The 16,583-nt window shown below is 69.3% G+C and carries 9 protein-coding genes, 1 tRNA gene and 5 CRISPR repeat arrays; of the genes, 3 read left to right on the plus strand and 7 right to left on the minus strand.

Annotation, left to right across the window (positions count from 1 at the left end; translation table 11 throughout):
- The 6 genes from ACIPSA_RS49250 to ACIPSA_RS49275 form a co-directional block, all read right to left on the minus strand.
- On the minus strand, window positions 1-156 hold a 156-nt coding region (locus tag ACIPSA_RS49250), incomplete at its 3' end, for a transposase (protein ID WP_402648365.1).
- 64 nt (window positions 157-220) lie between these two features.
- Window positions 221-551: a CRISPR direct-repeat array (repeat unit 26 nt; unit sequence ACCATCCCCGCGTGCGCGGGGAGCAG).
- Between the two features lie 271 nt (window positions 552-822).
- Window positions 823-1,533, minus strand: coding sequence for a type I-E CRISPR-associated protein Cas6/Cse3/CasE (locus ACIPSA_RS49255; RefSeq protein ID WP_402648276.1), 711 nt, complete (start codon window positions 1,531-1,533; stop codon window positions 823-825).
- Entirely contained in the window at window positions 1,530-2,387 is an 858-nt protein-coding gene (gene cas5e / locus ACIPSA_RS49260; RefSeq protein ID WP_402648279.1) for a type I-E CRISPR-associated protein Cas5/CasD, read from the minus strand. Before cas5e ends, ACIPSA_RS49255 begins: the two co-directional genes overlap by 4 nt.
- Window positions 2,384-3,742 carry a type I-E CRISPR-associated protein Cas7/Cse4/CasC gene (locus ACIPSA_RS49265; RefSeq protein ID WP_402648282.1) on the minus strand — a complete coding sequence of 453 codons (1,359 nt, stop codon included), beginning with the start codon at window positions 3,740-3,742 and terminating at the stop codon, window positions 2,384-2,386. Before ACIPSA_RS49265 ends, cas5e begins: the two co-directional genes overlap by 4 nt.
- Window positions 3,739-4,341 (minus strand): type I-E CRISPR-associated protein Cse2/CasB, encoded by a 603-nt coding sequence (casB, locus tag ACIPSA_RS49270; protein ID WP_402648285.1) that lies wholly within the window; start codon window positions 4,339-4,341, stop codon window positions 3,739-3,741. The genes ACIPSA_RS49265 and casB overlap by 4 nt, the downstream gene beginning before the upstream one ends.
- Window positions 4,338-5,861, minus strand: coding sequence for a type I-E CRISPR-associated protein Cse1/CasA (locus ACIPSA_RS49275; protein ID WP_402648287.1), 1,524 nt, complete (start codon window positions 5,859-5,861; stop codon window positions 4,338-4,340). Before ACIPSA_RS49275 ends, casB begins: the two co-directional genes overlap by 4 nt.
- Before the next feature lie 85 nt (window positions 5,862-5,946).
- Between ACIPSA_RS49275 and ACIPSA_RS49280 the strand changes: the two genes are divergently transcribed.
- The 3 genes from ACIPSA_RS49280 (at window position 5,947) to ACIPSA_RS49290 (ending at window position 16,228) form a co-directional block, all read left to right on the plus strand.
- Window positions 5,947-8,895, plus strand: a complete 2,949-nt coding sequence (locus ACIPSA_RS49280; RefSeq protein ID WP_402648289.1) for a CRISPR-associated endonuclease Cas3'' — start codon at window positions 5,947-5,949, stop codon at window positions 8,893-8,895.
- Between the two features lie 846 nt (window positions 8,896-9,741).
- Window positions 9,742-10,441: a CRISPR direct-repeat array (repeat unit 30 nt; unit sequence TGTGCTCCCCGCGGACGCGGGGATGGTCCC).
- 421 nt (window positions 10,442-10,862) lie between these two features.
- Window positions 10,863-11,582: direct repeats of the CRISPR family, unit length 30 nt; unit sequence CTGCTCCCCGCGCCTGCGGGGATGGTCCCG.
- A gap of 1,057 nt (window positions 11,583-12,639) precedes the next feature.
- Window positions 12,640-13,437, plus strand: coding sequence for a hypothetical protein (locus tag ACIPSA_RS49285; protein WP_402648291.1), 798 nt, complete (start codon window positions 12,640-12,642; stop codon window positions 13,435-13,437).
- 320 nt (window positions 13,438-13,757) lie between these two features.
- A CRISPR array of direct repeats spans window positions 13,758-14,902; the repeat unit is 29 nt; unit sequence GTGCTCCCCGCGCAGGCGGGGATGGTCCC.
- A 258-nt stretch (window positions 14,903-15,160) separates the two neighbouring features.
- Window positions 15,161-15,563: direct repeats of the CRISPR family, unit length 29 nt; unit sequence CTGCTCCCCGCGCCCGCGGGGATGGTCCC.
- Between the two features lie 587 nt (window positions 15,564-16,150).
- Window positions 16,151-16,228, plus strand: a tRNA-Met gene (locus ACIPSA_RS49290).
- Between the two features lie 143 nt (window positions 16,229-16,371).
- Here the strand turns inward: ACIPSA_RS49290 and ACIPSA_RS49295 are convergent.
- Window positions 16,372-16,566: a hypothetical protein gene (locus ACIPSA_RS49295; RefSeq protein ID WP_402648294.1), complete on the minus strand. Its 195-nt coding sequence runs from the start codon at window positions 16,564-16,566 to the stop codon at window positions 16,372-16,374.
- Between the last annotated feature and the right edge of the window lie 17 nt (window positions 16,567-16,583).

A 16,583-nucleotide genomic window follows, 5' to 3' on the forward strand; every position in this document is an offset into this window, starting at 1 on the left:
CGTGTCCTGCTTGACCCAGTTCCGCAGTCCCTCGGCGCTGACCCCGATCTGACGGGCCACCTCGGTGACGGTCTTCCCGGAGGAGCGCACGAGCGCGACTGCGTCCCGTTTGAACTCCTCTGTGTACCGCCGGCTGCGGTTGCTCTTGCTTCCCACCTGGCACTACTTCCTCTGGAACCTCATGTCCCAGTCTCCAGGTGTCCACGATCAAGGGGAAGGTTCAATCCCCTCGTGCGCGGGGAGCAGGCCGGTTGCGGCATGAGTGCGCCGATGGGCCGGGAACCATCCCCGCGTGCGCGGGGAGCAGGCGGTGGTCTTGGGGGACCTATGTCTGTGCGGGGGACCATCCCCGCGTGCGCGGGGAGCAGCCCAAGGCGCCGATGCTGTTGACGACCTTGTAGGGACCATCCCCGCGTGCGCGGGGAGCAGTTGCGGTACGGAGCGGCCCCGGACATCGGCGCGGGACCATCCCCGCGTGCGCGGGGAGCAGGGCGGGATCCCGTCGCCGTTGCCCTCCCACGCGGGACCATCCCCGCGGGCGCGGGGGTGATGGTCGTTGAAGCTCAACCAGGCTGTAGCCGCAGGGCTCATCCCAGGCGGGGATGAGCATCCAGCACGGGACGTAGGCCAGACATGGCCGCCATTCTCTCTGCGTTGGGGTGACCGCGGGGACAGGCCCATTGGCTCCCGCGTGGGGTCTGGGTTGGTGGTGGTCCCTGCCGGCGCGGGGAATCGGTCGATGTCTTCGTGTGCATCTGGCCGATCTCCGCTTGCGCGGAGAGTGTGTCCGGCCGGAATGAGGGAGTCCGGCCGGTGAGGATGTTACTTGCGTACGAGGATGAGGCCAACTCCGTAGGAGCGGGCTTTGCCGAGTCCGTCGGTGAGGGTGCGGGCGAAGGTGGCAGGGTCGGTGACGGTGAGCTGTCCCCGAACTTCGGCTCGGATAATTTTCAAGCCCTTCTTCGCCGTGGAGACGAGTGGCGGCAGCATCGTGGTGGTGATGCGGGCTGGGTCGGCGTCGGCGCCGATCCGCTTGATGCTGCACGGCCCGATGGCGGGCTCGCCTTCGGGCTGGAGCCGCTGCGTAAACCACTCGGCCGCGTGGTGCGGGGACATGGTGGCCATACGCCGTCCACGTTGGCCCTTCTTCGGGCCGTTGGTGGGCATGACGGCCCGGATGGGATTGATGAACGCGCGGAAATTGTAGGTGTCGCCGGTCTTGATCGTCTGGTCGACCCTGATCAGGTGGGGGGCTTCCAGGTGCGCGGCGCGGGGGACGGGTGACCAGTCGGGGGTGACGCGGGCCTGGGTGATGAGGGTGAGCGTCTGGGTGCGCAGGTTGACGGTCCAGGCGGAGAGCAGGCCCATCTGCGAGCGTGCGTCGTCTTCGCCTTCGGGTACCCAGCCACGGTGTCCGCTCATGACGAGGCGGTGCATGTCGTGGACGTCGTTCATGGCGCGGATGACGTCGGGATGGTGAGCGTCGAGGGTGAGGACACTTTGGGTGGCGACGAAGCGCGTGGGTGTGCTCACGGGGTCGGCGTCCATTCGATGGTCGAGGTGGGGGTGATGCGGATGCGGGTTTCCCAGCGGGTGGCGTGGGCGCGGTCGTCGGGGTGGAAGGTGACGGGTTGGTCGTCGGTGGGAACGGCGCGGGGTGTGCCGGGGGGTGCGTCGATCCAGGCCCAGGGGCGTTGGGTGTCAGCTTCAGGGAGGAGGGGGGCGTGGGTGAGGACGTGTTCGAGGGGGCCGGGGTGGACGCCGCCGGAAAGGTCGCCGGTGGGCGGGCAGGACTTGCGGCCGAGCCAAAGGAGTCGGCGGGGATGTTCAAGGTGGTGGGAGATGGTCTCCAGGAGGGTGGTGTCGTGGTGTTCGACGGCGGCGACGAACGCCGCATCGGCGAGGTACCAGCGTTCGCTGACGGCGGGGTTGCGTAGGACGGCTTTGGCTGCGGTGAGGAGGTGTCCGGTGTCGGGGTCGGGTTCGATGTACTTGGGGGCTCCGTACCAGCCGTCGATGAGGTGGTCGCCGAAGTGGGGGCCGGTGGCGTCTTCCAGGGAGGTGGCTTTGGTGGCGCGGCGATGGTCGGTGATGAGGTCGCGGGGGCGCAGGGGGTAGGGGCCGCCGCCCACGACGTGGAAGTCGCGGTAGGGGGTGCCAGGGCGGTCGGCGCGGACGCCGTAGCGGAGTTCGGCGAGTGGGCCGAGGGGGTCTTCGCGGTCGTAGCCGAGGGCGGCGGCGATAAGGCCGATGACTGCGGATTTGGTGGGCCGCATGTGGGTGGCGCGGCGTTCGAATGCGCCGGAGGTGCCCCAGGCTTGGAGGGGGGCTGCGAGGCGGATGAGAAGCGTAGCCGCTTCCCTGCTTGCGCGGGGAGTGGTGTTCATGCGGTGAGTTGCTCCAGGGTCGTGGCTTCGGCGGCGGGGAGGGTGCCGTTGGCGGTGAGCTGGTCGATCAGTTCCTGGATGTCGAGGTCGTAGGTGAGGAGACGGCCGGGGGTGGCGTCGGTGCGCTTGGTGGTGATCAGGCGGTGGTGGTCGAGGAGCCTCTTGGCACCGGCGAGGGCGGCGGGACCGTCGGAGGTCTCATCGATGTGGCGCTGGAAGGCAGCGGCGTAGAAGTAGGGGCGGGCGCCTTCATGGGCCAGGACGAGATTGGGGAGGGTGCCGGTGGAGGCGGTGCTGTTGGCCTTGGCGCGGGGGACGGCGTCCACGAATGCCTGGATGAATTCGGCTTCGGCGGCCTGGGCGGCGGTCTCGGCTTCGTCCACGCTCATGCCGGAGGCCCGGAGGTTGACGCGGAGTTTGTCCCGGTCGAGGGCGGCGTGGCGGTAGAAGGTGCCGGAGATGAGTGATTGATAGCCGGTCATGCCCGCGCCGGCGTTGTCGGCCGCGTCGAGGAAGTCGAGGGCGTTCTCCCGGCGTTCGAGCTTGGCGTCGTCGGCGGCGGCATAAAAGTCGTCAATGTGCTCGGCGGGCGCGATGGTGAACGCCCAGGAGTGCTGGGCGGCGCCGTCCACGGTGCGCAGCTCGGCGACCTCGGCGAGGAATCGTCCGAAGATGGTGATGTCGATGGCGTCGCGTGGGGCGAACGCGGTGAGGATCCCGGTGCGGAGGTCCTTGGGCAGCGCCGGGATCTTGACCTCCTCTTCCTTGCTGTCCTTGGCGGCGGGCTCGGCCGGCGCGTCGGCGTCGGGGGTGGTGGTCTTCTTCCGGGCGTTCTTCTTTGCGTTCTTCTTGGCCTCTTCCTTAGCGGCGGCTTCTGTCTTGGCGGCCGTGTACTCGGTCAGCCACGTGTTGAATGCGTCAGCGTGTGTGTTGAGGTGTTCGGCGATCCGGTCGCCGGAGTCCTCGGGTGCGTAGAAGAGCACCTTGGTGAGGAGGGTGGTGGATTCCTTCTCGCCGAACTTCAGGCCGAGTCCTTCGAGTGCGGCCTTGGCGGCGTAGATGGCCTGGTCGGGGTCCCAAGCGTGGTTCTTCACCAGGGCGTCTCGGGTGAACAGGGCCCATTCGCGGGTGCGCCTGCCGCTGCTGTAGGAGGCGAGGGGGCCTTCGCCCTGGTTGGCGCGGTGGCGGGAGTGGGTGCGTTCGGCGCGGCGGCGGGCCTGGGCGGAGATGGCGGTGCGTTCGGCGCCGCCGTAGACGAACGCTTTCGGCTGGCCGTTCTCATCGCGGACGGGGAGGGCAGCGGCGAAGGTCTCCAGGGCGTGCAGGGACAGGTACTGGGGTTTGCTGGTGGTCACTTGGCGGCTCCGTTCGTGCGGGCGGTGGTGGTGCGGCGGCGGGTGTAGAAGCCGTCGCCCCACGCTTGGGGTGTGGGGCGTCCGCGGTCGGTCCACTGGGCGAGGTCGGTGATGAGCTGGGCCCAGGAGGGGGGTGTGGTCTCGCCGGCGCGGATGCGTTCGATGGCGTGCTGGAGGTGGCGCCAGGGGATTTGGCGGGCTGGGAGGATGCGCATCATGAGGCGTTCGGCGCCGGGGTTGGAGGGGCCTCGGGCTCCGTCGTAGCCGATGGCGCGGATCGCGGTGCCCATGCTGCCGCTGCCGTAGTGGGGCTTGGTTCTGCCTGCGTGGTAGCGGGCGAAGAGGAAGCCGACCTGACGGTAGAGGGCCCGGTGTTCTTCGGTGGGGGCATAGGCGCGGGCTTCGAAGTGCGTGGGGCTCTCGGCGGTTGCCGGGCGGCGCAGGTCGGCCAGCTTGCCGTACTGGTGGGTGTGGACGAGGCTGCCCAGCCAGGCGACGTACTGGACCGGCGCGGCCGTCAGGTCGGCGGCGGCCTGGGTGGTCTGTTCTGCGTCGGGCGGGGGGCTGGGGTGGGGGATCTCGAAGAGAGGCAGGGTCATGCGGGCTGCTCCTTTCGCAGGTACGTGGGGGCCTTGCGGGGGTTGTTGAGGATGTCTTCGAGTTTTTCGCGGGCCTCGGTGGAGGCTTTGTGGCCCTGGCTGCTCGGAGGCAGGGAGCGGAGCCGGTCGGTGAGGAAGCGTTCGGCGTTCGAGCGGACCTCTGTGGCGTAGATGGTGAGGGCCTCGGGGACGGGGGCACCTTCGGCGGCCTCGTCTAGGAGTTCGTGGAAGAGGGGTTCGGTCGCGGCGAAGTGTTCGCCGGCGGCTTTGAAGCGGGCCAGCTGGTTCTGCTTGTCGGCCGGTTTGGAGTTCGGGTAGGCGATCCGCCAGGCGGCGTAGGCGGCGTCGTCCAGGGCTGCGGCGACGTACTCGGCGATGGCGCAGCCTTCTTCGGATGCCTGGCGCAGGGCGGTCTCGCGGCCGGGGATGTAGGGGAAGGCGTCGTTGACCCAGGCGATGAGCTTGCCGGGCCGTGCGAGGAGGCCGACGGTCCACAGGGTGACACGGTGGCCTTCGGGGAGCGTGGCAAGGCGCCCGTAGAGGTCCATGCCTTTTTCCCGGCGCGCGGTGGCCGCGTACAGGGAGTGGGCTTCCCGCCATAGGGCTCGCGCGGAGGATGCCTTGAGGGGGGCGCCGTTTTCGATCACGGCGTCCTGGAGGGCGCTGGCGTGGGTGAGGTCCACGATGTCGCCGGCGCCCATGAGGACTCGGTCGACTCCCCAGCTGCCGTCGGACAGTTGAGCGGGGTGGGTGAGGATGGACCGGCCCAGGATGCTGTGCAGGTCGGCCGGGCCGTCGGGGATGCGGGCGGTGGGCTTGGCGGTGAAGGAGCGGCGCGGCCGGTCGGTCCAGGTGTAGTTGTAGCTGCCGGGGTCGCCGTCGTGGGGGTGCAGGTTCAGGCGGAGCGTGTCGCCGAGGGTCCGCCCGAGCGCGGTGACGTGAACGCGTTGCCCGGCCCGGCACATGGCCTGGTTGTTCAGGGCGGCACCGAGGAGGCTGCCGGGGATCATGCCCCGGCCGCCGTTGCCGCACACGTGCTGGGTGATGACGGCCATGAACGCGTCGGCCGCGGTGAGTGGCTCGCCGTGGTGGAGATGGTGCCGGTCGAAGAACTGCACGTAGTCGCCGACGTGATGCATGACGATCTGCGAGGTGCCGACGCCGTGTTGGTTCATGAACGGGGCCAGCAGCGCGTTCTGGAACAACGGCCGGTCCGGATGGAAGAGATTCCACTGTTCATCGGGCTGCTGCCTGAGCCAGTCGACGACGTCCGTGAGCGGCCGGCGGCTGGTGACCCAGGTCCGCCATTCACTGCTGGTCTCCGGGTAGACGTCGGCCGCGTACGCGACGGCCTTGAGCAGTTCCAGCATGGCGAGGGTCTCGCCGGGGTGGCGTCCGGCCACGCCCTGGTGGTCGTCGGCGTTCTCGAACGCCTCGATGAGGTCGAGGCGGCTGGGGAGACCGGCCGTTGTCAGTGCCGGGAGGCAAGGTTGGGTGCGGGGATCCCAGTACGGAACCACGTCACCTCCTTCAGATGTATCTCATCATGTGCATCGTTGATTGACGTAGCGTGCCGGGCAACCACGCTACCAACGCGAGGAGTTGATGGTGGGCCGTTTGGAACTGCTGCTCCAGTCCGTGGTATTGGCATGGGGCAAGACCGACCAGAGCGGTGACAGCGCCCGGCGCGGCGGCCCGGAGTGGACGCCGCTGCTCGCTCACCTCCTGGACGTCGCCGCCACAGCGGGCGTCCTGTGGGACCGGCACCTCCCCCCGCACATCCGCCGACGGCTCACGGAGGCGTTCGGCGCCGGCGACGAGGCGACCGCCCGGCAGGTGGTGATGCTGCTAGCGGCCCTCCACGATCTCGGGAAGGCGTCCGACTGCTTCCTCGGGCAGTGGCAGCACGGCCGAGGAAAACCCCAGTTGAAGCCGCAGGCGAAGGCGTGGGAGAAAGAGGCCCGCACGGCGGGTCTTCCTCTCGGTGACGACCTGGCCCACGCTTTCTACGCCCGGCACGAGCACATCACCGCCGTAGCCCTGCCCCGGCTGCTGGGCTGCACGTGCGCGGAGTGCGGCGGCACCGGCGAGCGGCATGAGGGGCTGCACGATGCCGGGGTGTTGCTCGGCGGCCATCACGGGCACATCCCGAACCCGGAGACCGTCGACCGGGCCCGAGGGGCCGCACCGGTCGCCCAGTGGGGCGACGTGCACGCGGCGATTGTGCAGACAGTGGCCGACGCGGTCGGACTCGACCTCAGCACCGTGGCGCAAGCGGTCGATCCGGTGCGGCCGTCGGCGCGGGTCGCATTCCTGTATCTGGTGTACCTGGCGGACTGGGTCGCCTCCGACACGGAGTTCTTCCGCTTCCGTGTTCACAACACACCAGTCACCGACTGGTGGCAGGCCGCCATGCAGGAGGCCGACCAGGCGGTGCGAGCTCGGCGGCTCGCCCGCTGGCAGGCGCGGCCCATGACGTGGGAGGAGATGTGGCCCGACACCCCGCTGCCGCGTACGTTCCAGGCCGACGGCATGCGGCTGGTACCGGCCGAAGGGCAGACCATGGTCGTGGTGGAGTCGGACACCGGATCGGGCAAGACGAGGCTGGCGCTGTGGATGGCCCACCACCTGGCGCGCACGTGCGGGTACAGCGGCCTGTACATGGCGCTGCCCACGAGAGCGGCCGGCAACCAGGTCGCGAAGGAGCTACAGAAGTTCCTGAAGGCGGTGCTGGCGCCGGGTGAGGTGCGGGATATGGCGCTCGTGCACGGCACGGCACAGGCCACAGATCTCGTGCACCAACTGCTCGACGCGCACCAGGCCCAGGGGGATCCGCTGACCGACCTGTCCAGTACGGTGGAGGCGGCCACCTGCACCGAAGGCAGCGGCCTGGCGGTGCTGGACCCGTGGTACCTGCGGCGCTGCCTGGCTCTGGTGGCCGGATTCGGGGTCGGCACGGTCGACCAGATCGCTCTCGCCCCGCAAGGGTCACGGCACTGGGCGCTGCGGCTGGGTGCGCTGATGTGCAAGGTCGTAATCATTGACGAGGCGCACGCTTACGAGCTCTTCCAGCAAGGCCTACTGGGCGCCGCGGTGGAGTGGCTGGCGGAGGGCGGCGCATCACTGGTGGTGCTGTCGGCGACGCTCCCCCGCAGCATCAGGGACGAGCTGACAGCCGCCTGGCGCCGCGGCCTCGGGATGACCGGCGACGATGACGGAAGCCGGGGACCGATCATGGTGGTCGACCAAAACGGCCGGCTCCGCCGCGGCGGACCCCTCCACCAGGATCCCGAGACGCCGAAGCTGCTGACGGACATCCAACTGACCGAAGACCCGGGCGAGAGTGACCTTGTCGCTGGGCTGCTGCATCAGGCCCGCAACGGCGGATGCGTCGTGGTCCGCAGCACGCGGGTCGACCCGTGCCGCTCCCGCTACCGGGAAGCAGTCCAGCTCGCCCGCGCGAGCAACTGGCAGCCGGACGAAATCCTCATCCTGCACGGAATGCTGCTCCCCCGTCACCGGCTGCTGCTGGAAGCCCGACTCGCCACCCTCCTCGGACCCGGCCCCGAAGGACAGCGCAACCCCAACCGGCCCAACCGGCTTCTGGTGTTCGCGACGGGGGTGATCGAACAGTCCCTGGACCTGGACTTCGATCACGGTGTCACCGACCTGATCCCCATCGACGTGGCCGTACAGTTCCGTGGCCGAATCCACCGGCACGCAGTCAACAACCCGCACCGGCCGTCCTGGTGCCGAACGACACGTCTCACCATGCTGTGGCAGCCCGACCCGGACGGCCTACCAGTCGTGGAACCCCCGGACTTCCCAGCCGGGCGACCGACAGGCACCTACGACGGCCTGGTCTACGCCCCGTACGTCCTGGCGGCCAGCTGGCACACCCTCACTCAGCGCCGTGACCGTGACGGGGTCGTGCGACTTCAGACCCCGCGTGACTCCGCGTGGGCCCTGGAGAGCGTCTACGGCGACCCCATCCGGGGCGCGGGGGCGGTGCAGGGGCTACTCGACCGCACCCACGCCGCCTACCTAGACGCGCTCGCCGACGAGGCTCTCCAGGCCGAAGAGCGCGCGTTCCGCCCGTACACGCGTCGGCGGCGGACCCCGGTGGCCACCTACGACCTCGCATCCGGGTACGATCACGGCGACGGCGACAGCGGAGGCGTGGCCGGGATCGCGGCCGTGTCCCGCCTCGGAGAGGAATCCGTCGACTGCCTGATCCTGTACCAGCAGCCGGACGGCACGATCACCTACGACCACGAGGGCGTGCTGAAGGCCGACCTCGGCCAGCGCTCCCCCGGCCGGGACGTGACCGCCTACCGACGCCAGCAAAAAGACCTACTCGCCAACACCATTGCCATCCCCGCACGCTGGTGGCACGGCCGACGCGGCCTTCAACCGATCACGGACTGGCCCAAGCACCCTCAACCCGCGTTGAGGAAAGGGCCCGTCATCCTGGTTGCTCCGGACGGCACTTGCCTCAGCGGCCCTGTCGGCAGGCTCCGCTACGACCACACCACCGGACTGCAACGCATATAGCCACCCCCTCCCCCGCGCCGGCGGGGATAACCCCGACAACCTCTTCGATCCCGGCGAGCCGGGGTGTACTCCCCGCGCCCGCAGGTATGGTCCACACTGCGGAGATGTCCGCGAGGATGGACGGGCGTGCTCCCCGCGCCGGGAGCTGGTTCCCCGGAGAGTAGCCCGCAGGCGGCCTACGGTGCATGCTCCCGACACATGCGGGTAGGGTCCCGCCCTTAATTCCGTGGGTGGCAATCGTGAAGTGTGATTCCCTCGCCTTCGGGCACGTTCCCACTGCCGGCCGCCAACCCAAGGGTGCCTGGCGACATGGTGCACAATGCTGACCTCACTGCTCCCGGCGTCTGCGGGGATGGTTCACAGACCGGCTGCGCCTTCAAGGATCGGGTTGTCTGCTCCCCGCGCGAGCGGGGATGGTCCCAACGTCTACGTGCTGGGCAAGGGGTCGGGGCAGTGCTACCCGCGCGTGCGGGGATGGTCCCTTGAGTCACGACAGCAGTGTCTGTCTGGTCCAATGCTCCCCGCGCGTGCGGGGATGGTCCCAGGCCCCGGGTCACACCGCCGAGCGCCGCAAGCTGCTCCCCGCACCCGCGGGGATGGTCCCAACTGGGTGTACAGCCAGTTCCCCCATCGCTCGTGCTCCCCGCACAGGCGGGGATGGTCCCATCCGGGCGCTCCTGGAGGACTTCCTCCAGCTCTGCTCCCCGCGCCCATGGGAATGGATGGCGTGTTTGTTGGAAGGTGTTGTCCGCCGGTGCCCCATCTTCAGCGTGTGGGCGATATGCCGGATTCAATGAAAGTGCTGAAATACAAGCGGGTCTGGCGGTAGACATGCAGGTCAGTCAGTGTGCTCCCCGCGGACGCGGGGATGGTCCCTCGTACGGCGTCAGGACCTGCGTCGACGCCGTGTGCTCCCCGCGGACGCGGGGATGGTCCCTCGAGCGTGTCGGGGTCGTTCACGGGTCTGATGTGCTCCCCGCGGACGCGGGGATGGTCCCATCGAGTACGAGGAGGAGGCGCACCGCGCCCTGTGCTCCCCGCGGGCGCGGGGATGGTCCCGAGATGAGCACCAACCCCCTGCAGGAGGGTGTGTGCTCCCCGCGGACGCGGGGATGGTCCCGCTGTGAAGCGGTCGGCTCGCGCCAAGGACGAGTGCTCCCCGCGGACGCGGGGATGGTCCCATGTGGGAACAGGGCAAGTACGGTCTGGCCAACTGCTCCCCGCGCCTGAGGGGATGGTCCCCAGCGCGGCCCGTATGACCGGTTCAATGACCTCTGCTCCCCGCGCCTGAGGGGATGGTCCCCTTCTTGGCCACGATCACGCCGAGGACGAGATCTGCTCCCCGCGCCTGGGGGGATGGTCCCGTCCAGTTACGTGAAGGCGAGCGCCGCTCCATCCTGCTCCCCGCGCCTGCGGGGATGGGCCCCGAGGGGCTCGCCGACACCGGTGTCGTCATGTGCTCCCGGCGCAGGCTGGGATGGTCCCGCGAGCATGGCCGGGGCGGACGGTCCTGCGAACTGCTCCCCGCACCCGCGGGGATGGTCCTCTGGATCATCCCCATGAAGATGGACGGACAGCAGATGTTCACTACTTCGGGAGGCACGGCTGTCTGGCACTGTTCGATTGCGGCAGCACGGTCACTGGACAGGTCGTAGATCGGGTGTCGGCGCCAGCTGGCTAGAAGAGGTGGGCACGGATGTGCTGGGTGAGGTTGTCGAGGATCTCGCGCAGCCACGGGCTGCGGGCGGCTGATGCCTACGCCCTGGGATGGTCCTTACCGAGATCCGCCCCTGGGAGCGAGCCGACGTGCTCCGTATGTCGAGCGGGAAGACCCTTGAATCCCCGCCCCTGCGGCCGAGTGGGGTCCGCCAGCGACACCCACCTTCGACGCCAGGTCGATATGCCGGATTCAGCGAAAGTACTGAAAAGCAACCCAGTCGCGCGGTAGACATGCACGTCAGTCAGTGTGCTCCCCGCGCAGGCGGGGATGGTCCCGACCTCGGCTCCGAACCGGTCGGTGACTCCGCGTGCTCCCCGCGCAGGCGGGGATGGTCCCACCTCCCCCCGCTGGGGCTGCCTCCCCACCAAGTGCTCCCCGCGCAGGCGGGGATGGTCCCCACGGCGGCCTGGCCATGGCCTACACCAAGGCCTGCTCCCCGCGCCTGCGGAGATGGTCCCTGCTCGGCCGGTGTCGCCGCCATCGCCTACGCCTGCTCCCCGCGCCTGCGGGGATGGTCCCGGTGGGGGCCGCTCCCGAAACGCGGGAGGCTGCTGCTCCCCGCGCCTGCGGGGATGGTCCCGCCCTGGCGGGCGCCTGGCGTACCGGCATCAACTGCTCCCCGCGCCTGCGGGGATGGTCCCGCGTTCTTCGCCGTCTTGAACTCGTGCGCGCTCTGCTCCCCGCGCCTGCGGGGATGGTCCCGGCTTGACGATCCAGCCGATGACCCGGCCGATGTGCTCCCCGCGCAGGCGGGGATGGTCCCGGTGCCAACGGCTTCGTGCTCAACAACATGGCGTGCTCCCCGCGCCTGCGGGGATGGTCCCGGCTATCACAGCGAGAGTCCCATCCAGGGCTGCGTCATCACGGTCCAACACGAGTGCTCCCTGCGGACGCGGGGATGGTCCCCAGCAGAACCAGGGTCTGTTCGACACGGGCGAGTGCTCCCCGCACAGGCGGGGATGGTCCCATCCGGTCGCTCCTGGAGGACTTCCTCCAGCTCTGCTCCCCGCGCCCATGGGAATGGATGGCGTGTTTGTTGGGAGGTGTTGTCCGCCGGTGCCCCATCTTCAGCGTGTGGGCGATATGCCGGATTCAATGAAAGTGCTGAAATTCAAGCCGGTCTGGCGGTAGACATGCAGGTCAGTCAGTGTGCTCCCCGCGGACGCGGGGATGGTCCCCAGGAGACGATCGCCTTGACCAGGTCGGGGATGTGCTCCCCGCGGACGCGGGGATGGTCCCGGGGGCAGCGCGCGCATGGCGGCCCATACCATGTGCTCCCCGCGGACGCGGGGATGGTCCCGAGGGGAATCCCATGAGCACACCGACGGACGGGTGCTCCCCGCGGACGCGGGGATGGTCCCGGCGTCCTGATGCTGTCGGGCCGGTGGGCCCGGTGCTCCCCGCGGACGCGGGGATGGTCCCTTCTTCGCATGGCACAAACCCCGACCACCTTCCTGCTCCCCGCACCCGCGGGGATGGTCCCTACAAGGTCGTCAACGACATCGGCGCTCTGGGCTGCTCCCCGCACCCGCAGGGATGGTCCCAAGCGGCCGGTCGGTGTTTCACTGAGCCGGCGCCCTGCTTCCCGCACCCGCGGGGATGGTCCCGGGGGAAGCCGGTAAATCGCGTGGTCCTCGGCCTGCTCCCCGCACCCGTGGGGATGGTCCCACCTCAACGTCGGCGTCGGTTTCGATGACTCGCTGCTCCCCGCGCGGGGATGGTTCCGCCGAGCTCCAGCCCGTGTACGACCCGCCGCTCTGCTCCCCGCCCACGCAGGGATGGTGCCGCGGAGCGGGGAAGATCACCCTTCCGAAGGGCGTGCTCTGCGTGCCTGCGGTGGGTGGTCGATCAATTCTCCTGATCTCGACACCTGAGGCGCTACAACTCTGCCCCGTCTTTTGGCGTGGAGCGGGAGGAATGGACGGGCTGGATGCCGCGACGGATCGGCCCGAAGCGCCTTCTTGTCCCCGTCTGTCAGCGGCCCTTATCAGGATGGCGGAGACTGTGGGTGGGGAGGGGTGAGAATGAGAAGACAGGATCTCGCGGACACGCTGGACGCCGAGTTGATGAAGAGGCTGCTGCCGGCATCCGCCATCCAAGCCTTGGGTGCGTGGTTGTCCGGCGCTGGCGCTGGGTACGCGGCCGGGGTCGGCGGTCACGCCGTGGAGTACGCCCCTGTGCACTGGGCAGGTGTCGAGCCGTGGCCCGCTCGGTTCTCGGAGCGGACGCTGGCGAGGATCGCGGTCGTCAGTCGCGCCCAGGTGGTCGCGGCTGTGGGAGAGGCAGCCGAACGTCGCGAGTGGTCCGAGGCTCTCGTGGCGTCGTATGTGTGGGGGCAGGGCAGAACGGGATACGGTCCCCATCGCCTCAAGGAGATCTTGGCGGAGTCGGCGGTCGCACCTGCGCTGGCGAAGGCAGCTTCGGCGCTTGAGGAGGAGAACGCGGTCGCGGCTTATCGTGTTCTGTACGGAGCGGTGAAAGGATTGGGGCCGGCCTTCTTCACCAAGCTCCTCTATTTCCTGGCCCTGGCGGTCGATGGCCCGAGTTCTCCGCGAGCACTGATCCTCGACCAGAGGGTCGCGAATGTCCTGCGCGACCACGCTACGCGGGTCGGGTTGGCCATGGGCCTGACATCCGCGGACGCTGTGGCTGCCTGGATCTGGTCTGACGGTGGCTGGACGCCACACCGGTATGACGTCTATCTGCAGTGGATGACCGCCGCAGCCGGGCAGCTTGCCGAGTCTGGAGTCGGGTGGCCTGTCGCGAGCCCGGACCTACTGGAACTGGCACTCTTCAGCGGTGTTTGGGACTCAACAGCCTAGTATCGCCGATGGTCCCCGCGAAGGCGGGCCACCGAGCCAGGGTTTGGCCGGCTCCCCGCACCAGCGGGGATGGTCCCTGGGTTCGTGGAGACGGAATGTGGCATGTCGACTGCTTCCCGCGCCCGCGGGGATTGCCCGTACGACGACGTGCTGCAGGTGGATGACCAGCACTGCTCCCGGCGCCCACGGGAACAGATGGCGAGTTTGTTGGGAGGTGTCGTCCGCTGGCTCCCCATCTTCAGCGCGTGGGCGATATGCCGGATTCGATGAAAGTGCTGAAATACAAGCCTGTCTGGCGGTAGACAGGCAGGTCAGTCAGTGTGCTCCCCGCGCAGGCGGGGATGGTCCCCATCCGATGGACCGACAGTCCCCGCAAGATGTGTGCTCCCCGCGCAGGCGGGGATGGTCCCTCCCCGAACCACCCAACCCCCGCAGCGACTGGGTGCTCCCCGCGCAGGCGGGGATGGTCCCTTGTCCATGCCGGCCGCTTTGCCGCTCACACGGTGCTCCCCGCGCAGGCGGGGATGGTCCCATGCCGGATCAGGGGTTCTGGAGGTATGCGGCGTGCTCCCCGCGCAGGCGGGGATGGTCCCAACGGTCACGGCGGCATCGGGCTGGATAGCGCGTGCTCCCCGCGCAGGCGGGGATGGTCCCAAGACCGACATCGTCTACCTGGCAGGCACACCGCACTCCCTGCGCAGGCTGGGATGGTCCACTGCTTCACGGAGTTGCCGAGATTGTGACGGTGTGCTCCCCGCGCAGGCGGGGATGGTCCCGCGCCGCCACCGGGCGCCGGCCTACCTACTGCGTGCTCCCCGCGCAGGCGGGGATGGTCCCAAGACGGCGATGGACAGGCCCGTGCCGAACACGTGCTCCCCGCGCAGGCGGGGATGGTCCCGAGCACGAACGCCAGCTCGGTGTGTGGACGCCGTGCTCCCCGCGCAGGCGGGGATGGTCCCGTGACCGTGACCTGGGCACCCTGCTGCGTGAGGTGCTCCCCGCGCAGGCGGGGATGGTCCCGGGACAGGTCAGGAGGCGGCTTCGTACTGGAAGTGCTCCCCGCTCAGGCGGGGATGGTCCCTCGACGGGAAGGATGCCCCGACGCCGACTTCTACCGGCTGCCCGAGGGTGTCTGCTCCCCGCGCCTGCGGGGATGGTCCCGTCCCGTTACGTGAAGGCGAGCGCCGCTCCATCCTGCTCCCCGCGCCTGCGGGGATGGGCCCCGAGGGGCTCGCCGACACCGGTGTCGTCATGTGCTCCCGGCGCAGGCTGGGATGGTCCCGCGAGCATGGCCGGGGCGGACGGTCCTGCGAACTGCTCCCCGCACCCGCGGGGATGGTCCCCCTCTCCAGCTGTCGAAGTCGATGCGGGCTCGGTGCTCCCCGCGCCCGCGGGGATGGCCCTAGCGAAAGGTCGACGCCTGCCTGCTCAAGTGCCTGCTCCCCTCAGACGCGGGGATGGCCGCACGGTCCGGTGGCCAGCGCCGAGCGCGAGGAGCTGCTCCCGGCAGACGTGACCGGACGCGGGGATAATCCTGGCATCCGCCTGCTGAACTGCCGCCGCTTGCGCGGCTCCAGGCGCCCGCGGAATGGTCGTGATCCTGTTCCCTGCAGGTGCTGGTACGCCAGCAACAACCCACCTTCGACGCTTGGGCGATATGCCGGATTCAGCGAAAGTACGGAAATGCAGGCCTGTCGCGCGATAGACATGCAGGTCAGTCAGTCTGCTCCCCGCGCCCGCGGGGATGGTCCCATCTTGACCTTGTCCACCTCGATCTCGAAGAGCTGCTCCCCGCGCCCGCGGGGATGGTCCCGACCAGATGACTCGCTCTGTGAGGTCCTTGGCGTAGGTTCTGCTCCCCGCGCCCGCGGGGATGGTCCCCCCGGAGCGCCAACTCCGGATCCCGTGGCCGACTGCTCCCCGCGCCCGCGGGGATGGTCCCTTGTCCGCGCCCGGGCCCGAGGGCTCCGCCCACTGCTCCCCGCGCCCGCGGGGATGGTCCCACCTGCGACGAGAAGCCGCCCGATGTCGTGGTGTGCCCCCCGCACCCGCGGAGATGGTCCCCACGTGCACTGGAATGCCCGCGAGGCTGCCGAGGTGCTCCCCGTGCTTGCGGGGATGGTCCCCACGTTGGCGGAGGCAGCCCCCAACATCCTCAACTGCCTGCCACGGCCATGGGGATGGTCATTCAGTTTCCGTACGTGCGCCGGCACTCGGAGGTCCCCGTAGGGAGGTGTGGTCCCCACGCGACCAGCCACTTCAACGCTTGGGAGACATATGTCTGATTCGGCGAAAGTGCTGAAATGGAGGCCTGCCGCACGATAGACATGCAGGTCAGTCAGAGTGCTCCCCGCGGACGCGGGGATGGTCCCTCGTGACGGGCGTGGCTGTCGCGGCCGCCGTGGTGCTCCCCGCGGACGCGGGGATGGTCCCGACTGCGGCTGCCAGGTGGGGTTGGTCTTGGCGTGCTCCCCGCGGACGCGGGACTCCTACCCGGATTGCCAGCTCACCGATGCTCTGTCGGCCGGCTGGATGTCCGACAGCGGCGTGCTCTCGTCCGTGGGAGGGCAGCGGGAGTCGTGCGCCCCGGTCACGAAGCCCCTGACCGCCTACTTTGCGGCTGGGGTCAAAGAGAGGAGTCCTGGGCCTCTTCCGGGCCCGTCCGGGAAATCCCTGCCCGGTCCAGCGCCATGGCGTACGCTGGGGACACCGACGCGGGGTGGAGCAGCTCGGTAGCTCGCTGGGCTCATAACCCAGAGGTCGCATGGTTCAAATCCTGCCCCCGCTACCACGCACCGGCCCCCTCGACACCAACGTCGAGGGGGCCGGAAGCATTTGAGGCGCCGGCCTATGGGGCGGGCGAGGCCGCAGCGGCCGGGCGAGCTGCAACGCGCATCCGGTCGCCGTCGTACTCCACAACCTCGCCCGGCAGGATCAGCAGCCCGCTTCCCCGTCCTGCCGCGGTCCACCGATGCGGCGGACCTGGACGGTCGGACCCCGCGTGCCGGCCATGTACACCGTCGGGTCGACCTCCCACCCGTGCTGCCGCAGATGGTCCGTCCACGTCTGCTCCCGGGACACCCCGTAGCCGCGCAGCACTTCCACCGGCAGGCCGAGCTGCCGCGCCAAACGCCCACCTCCGCCAG

Source organism: Streptomyces sp. NPDC086549 (assembly GCF_044746205.1).
Classification (GTDB): Bacteria; Actinomycetota; Actinomycetes; order Streptomycetales; family Streptomycetaceae; genus Streptomyces.

What these genes read in the sequence shown, in the direction of transcription:
- cas5e (WP_402648279.1), bottom strand. Translation starts at nt 2,387, where the DNA reads ATGAACACCACTCCCCGCGCAAGCAGGGAAGCGGCTACGCTTCTCATC.
- casB (WP_402648285.1), bottom strand. Translation starts at nt 4,341, where the DNA reads ATGACCCTGCCTCTCTTCGAGATCCCCCACCCCAGCCCCCCGCCCGAC.
- ACIPSA_RS49280 (WP_402648289.1), top strand. Translation starts at nt 5,947, where the DNA reads ATGGTGGGCCGTTTGGAACTGCTGCTCCAGTCCGTGGTATTGGCATGG.
- ACIPSA_RS49285 (WP_402648291.1), top strand. Translation starts at nt 12,640, where the DNA reads ATGAGAAGACAGGATCTCGCGGACACGCTGGACGCCGAGTTGATGAAG.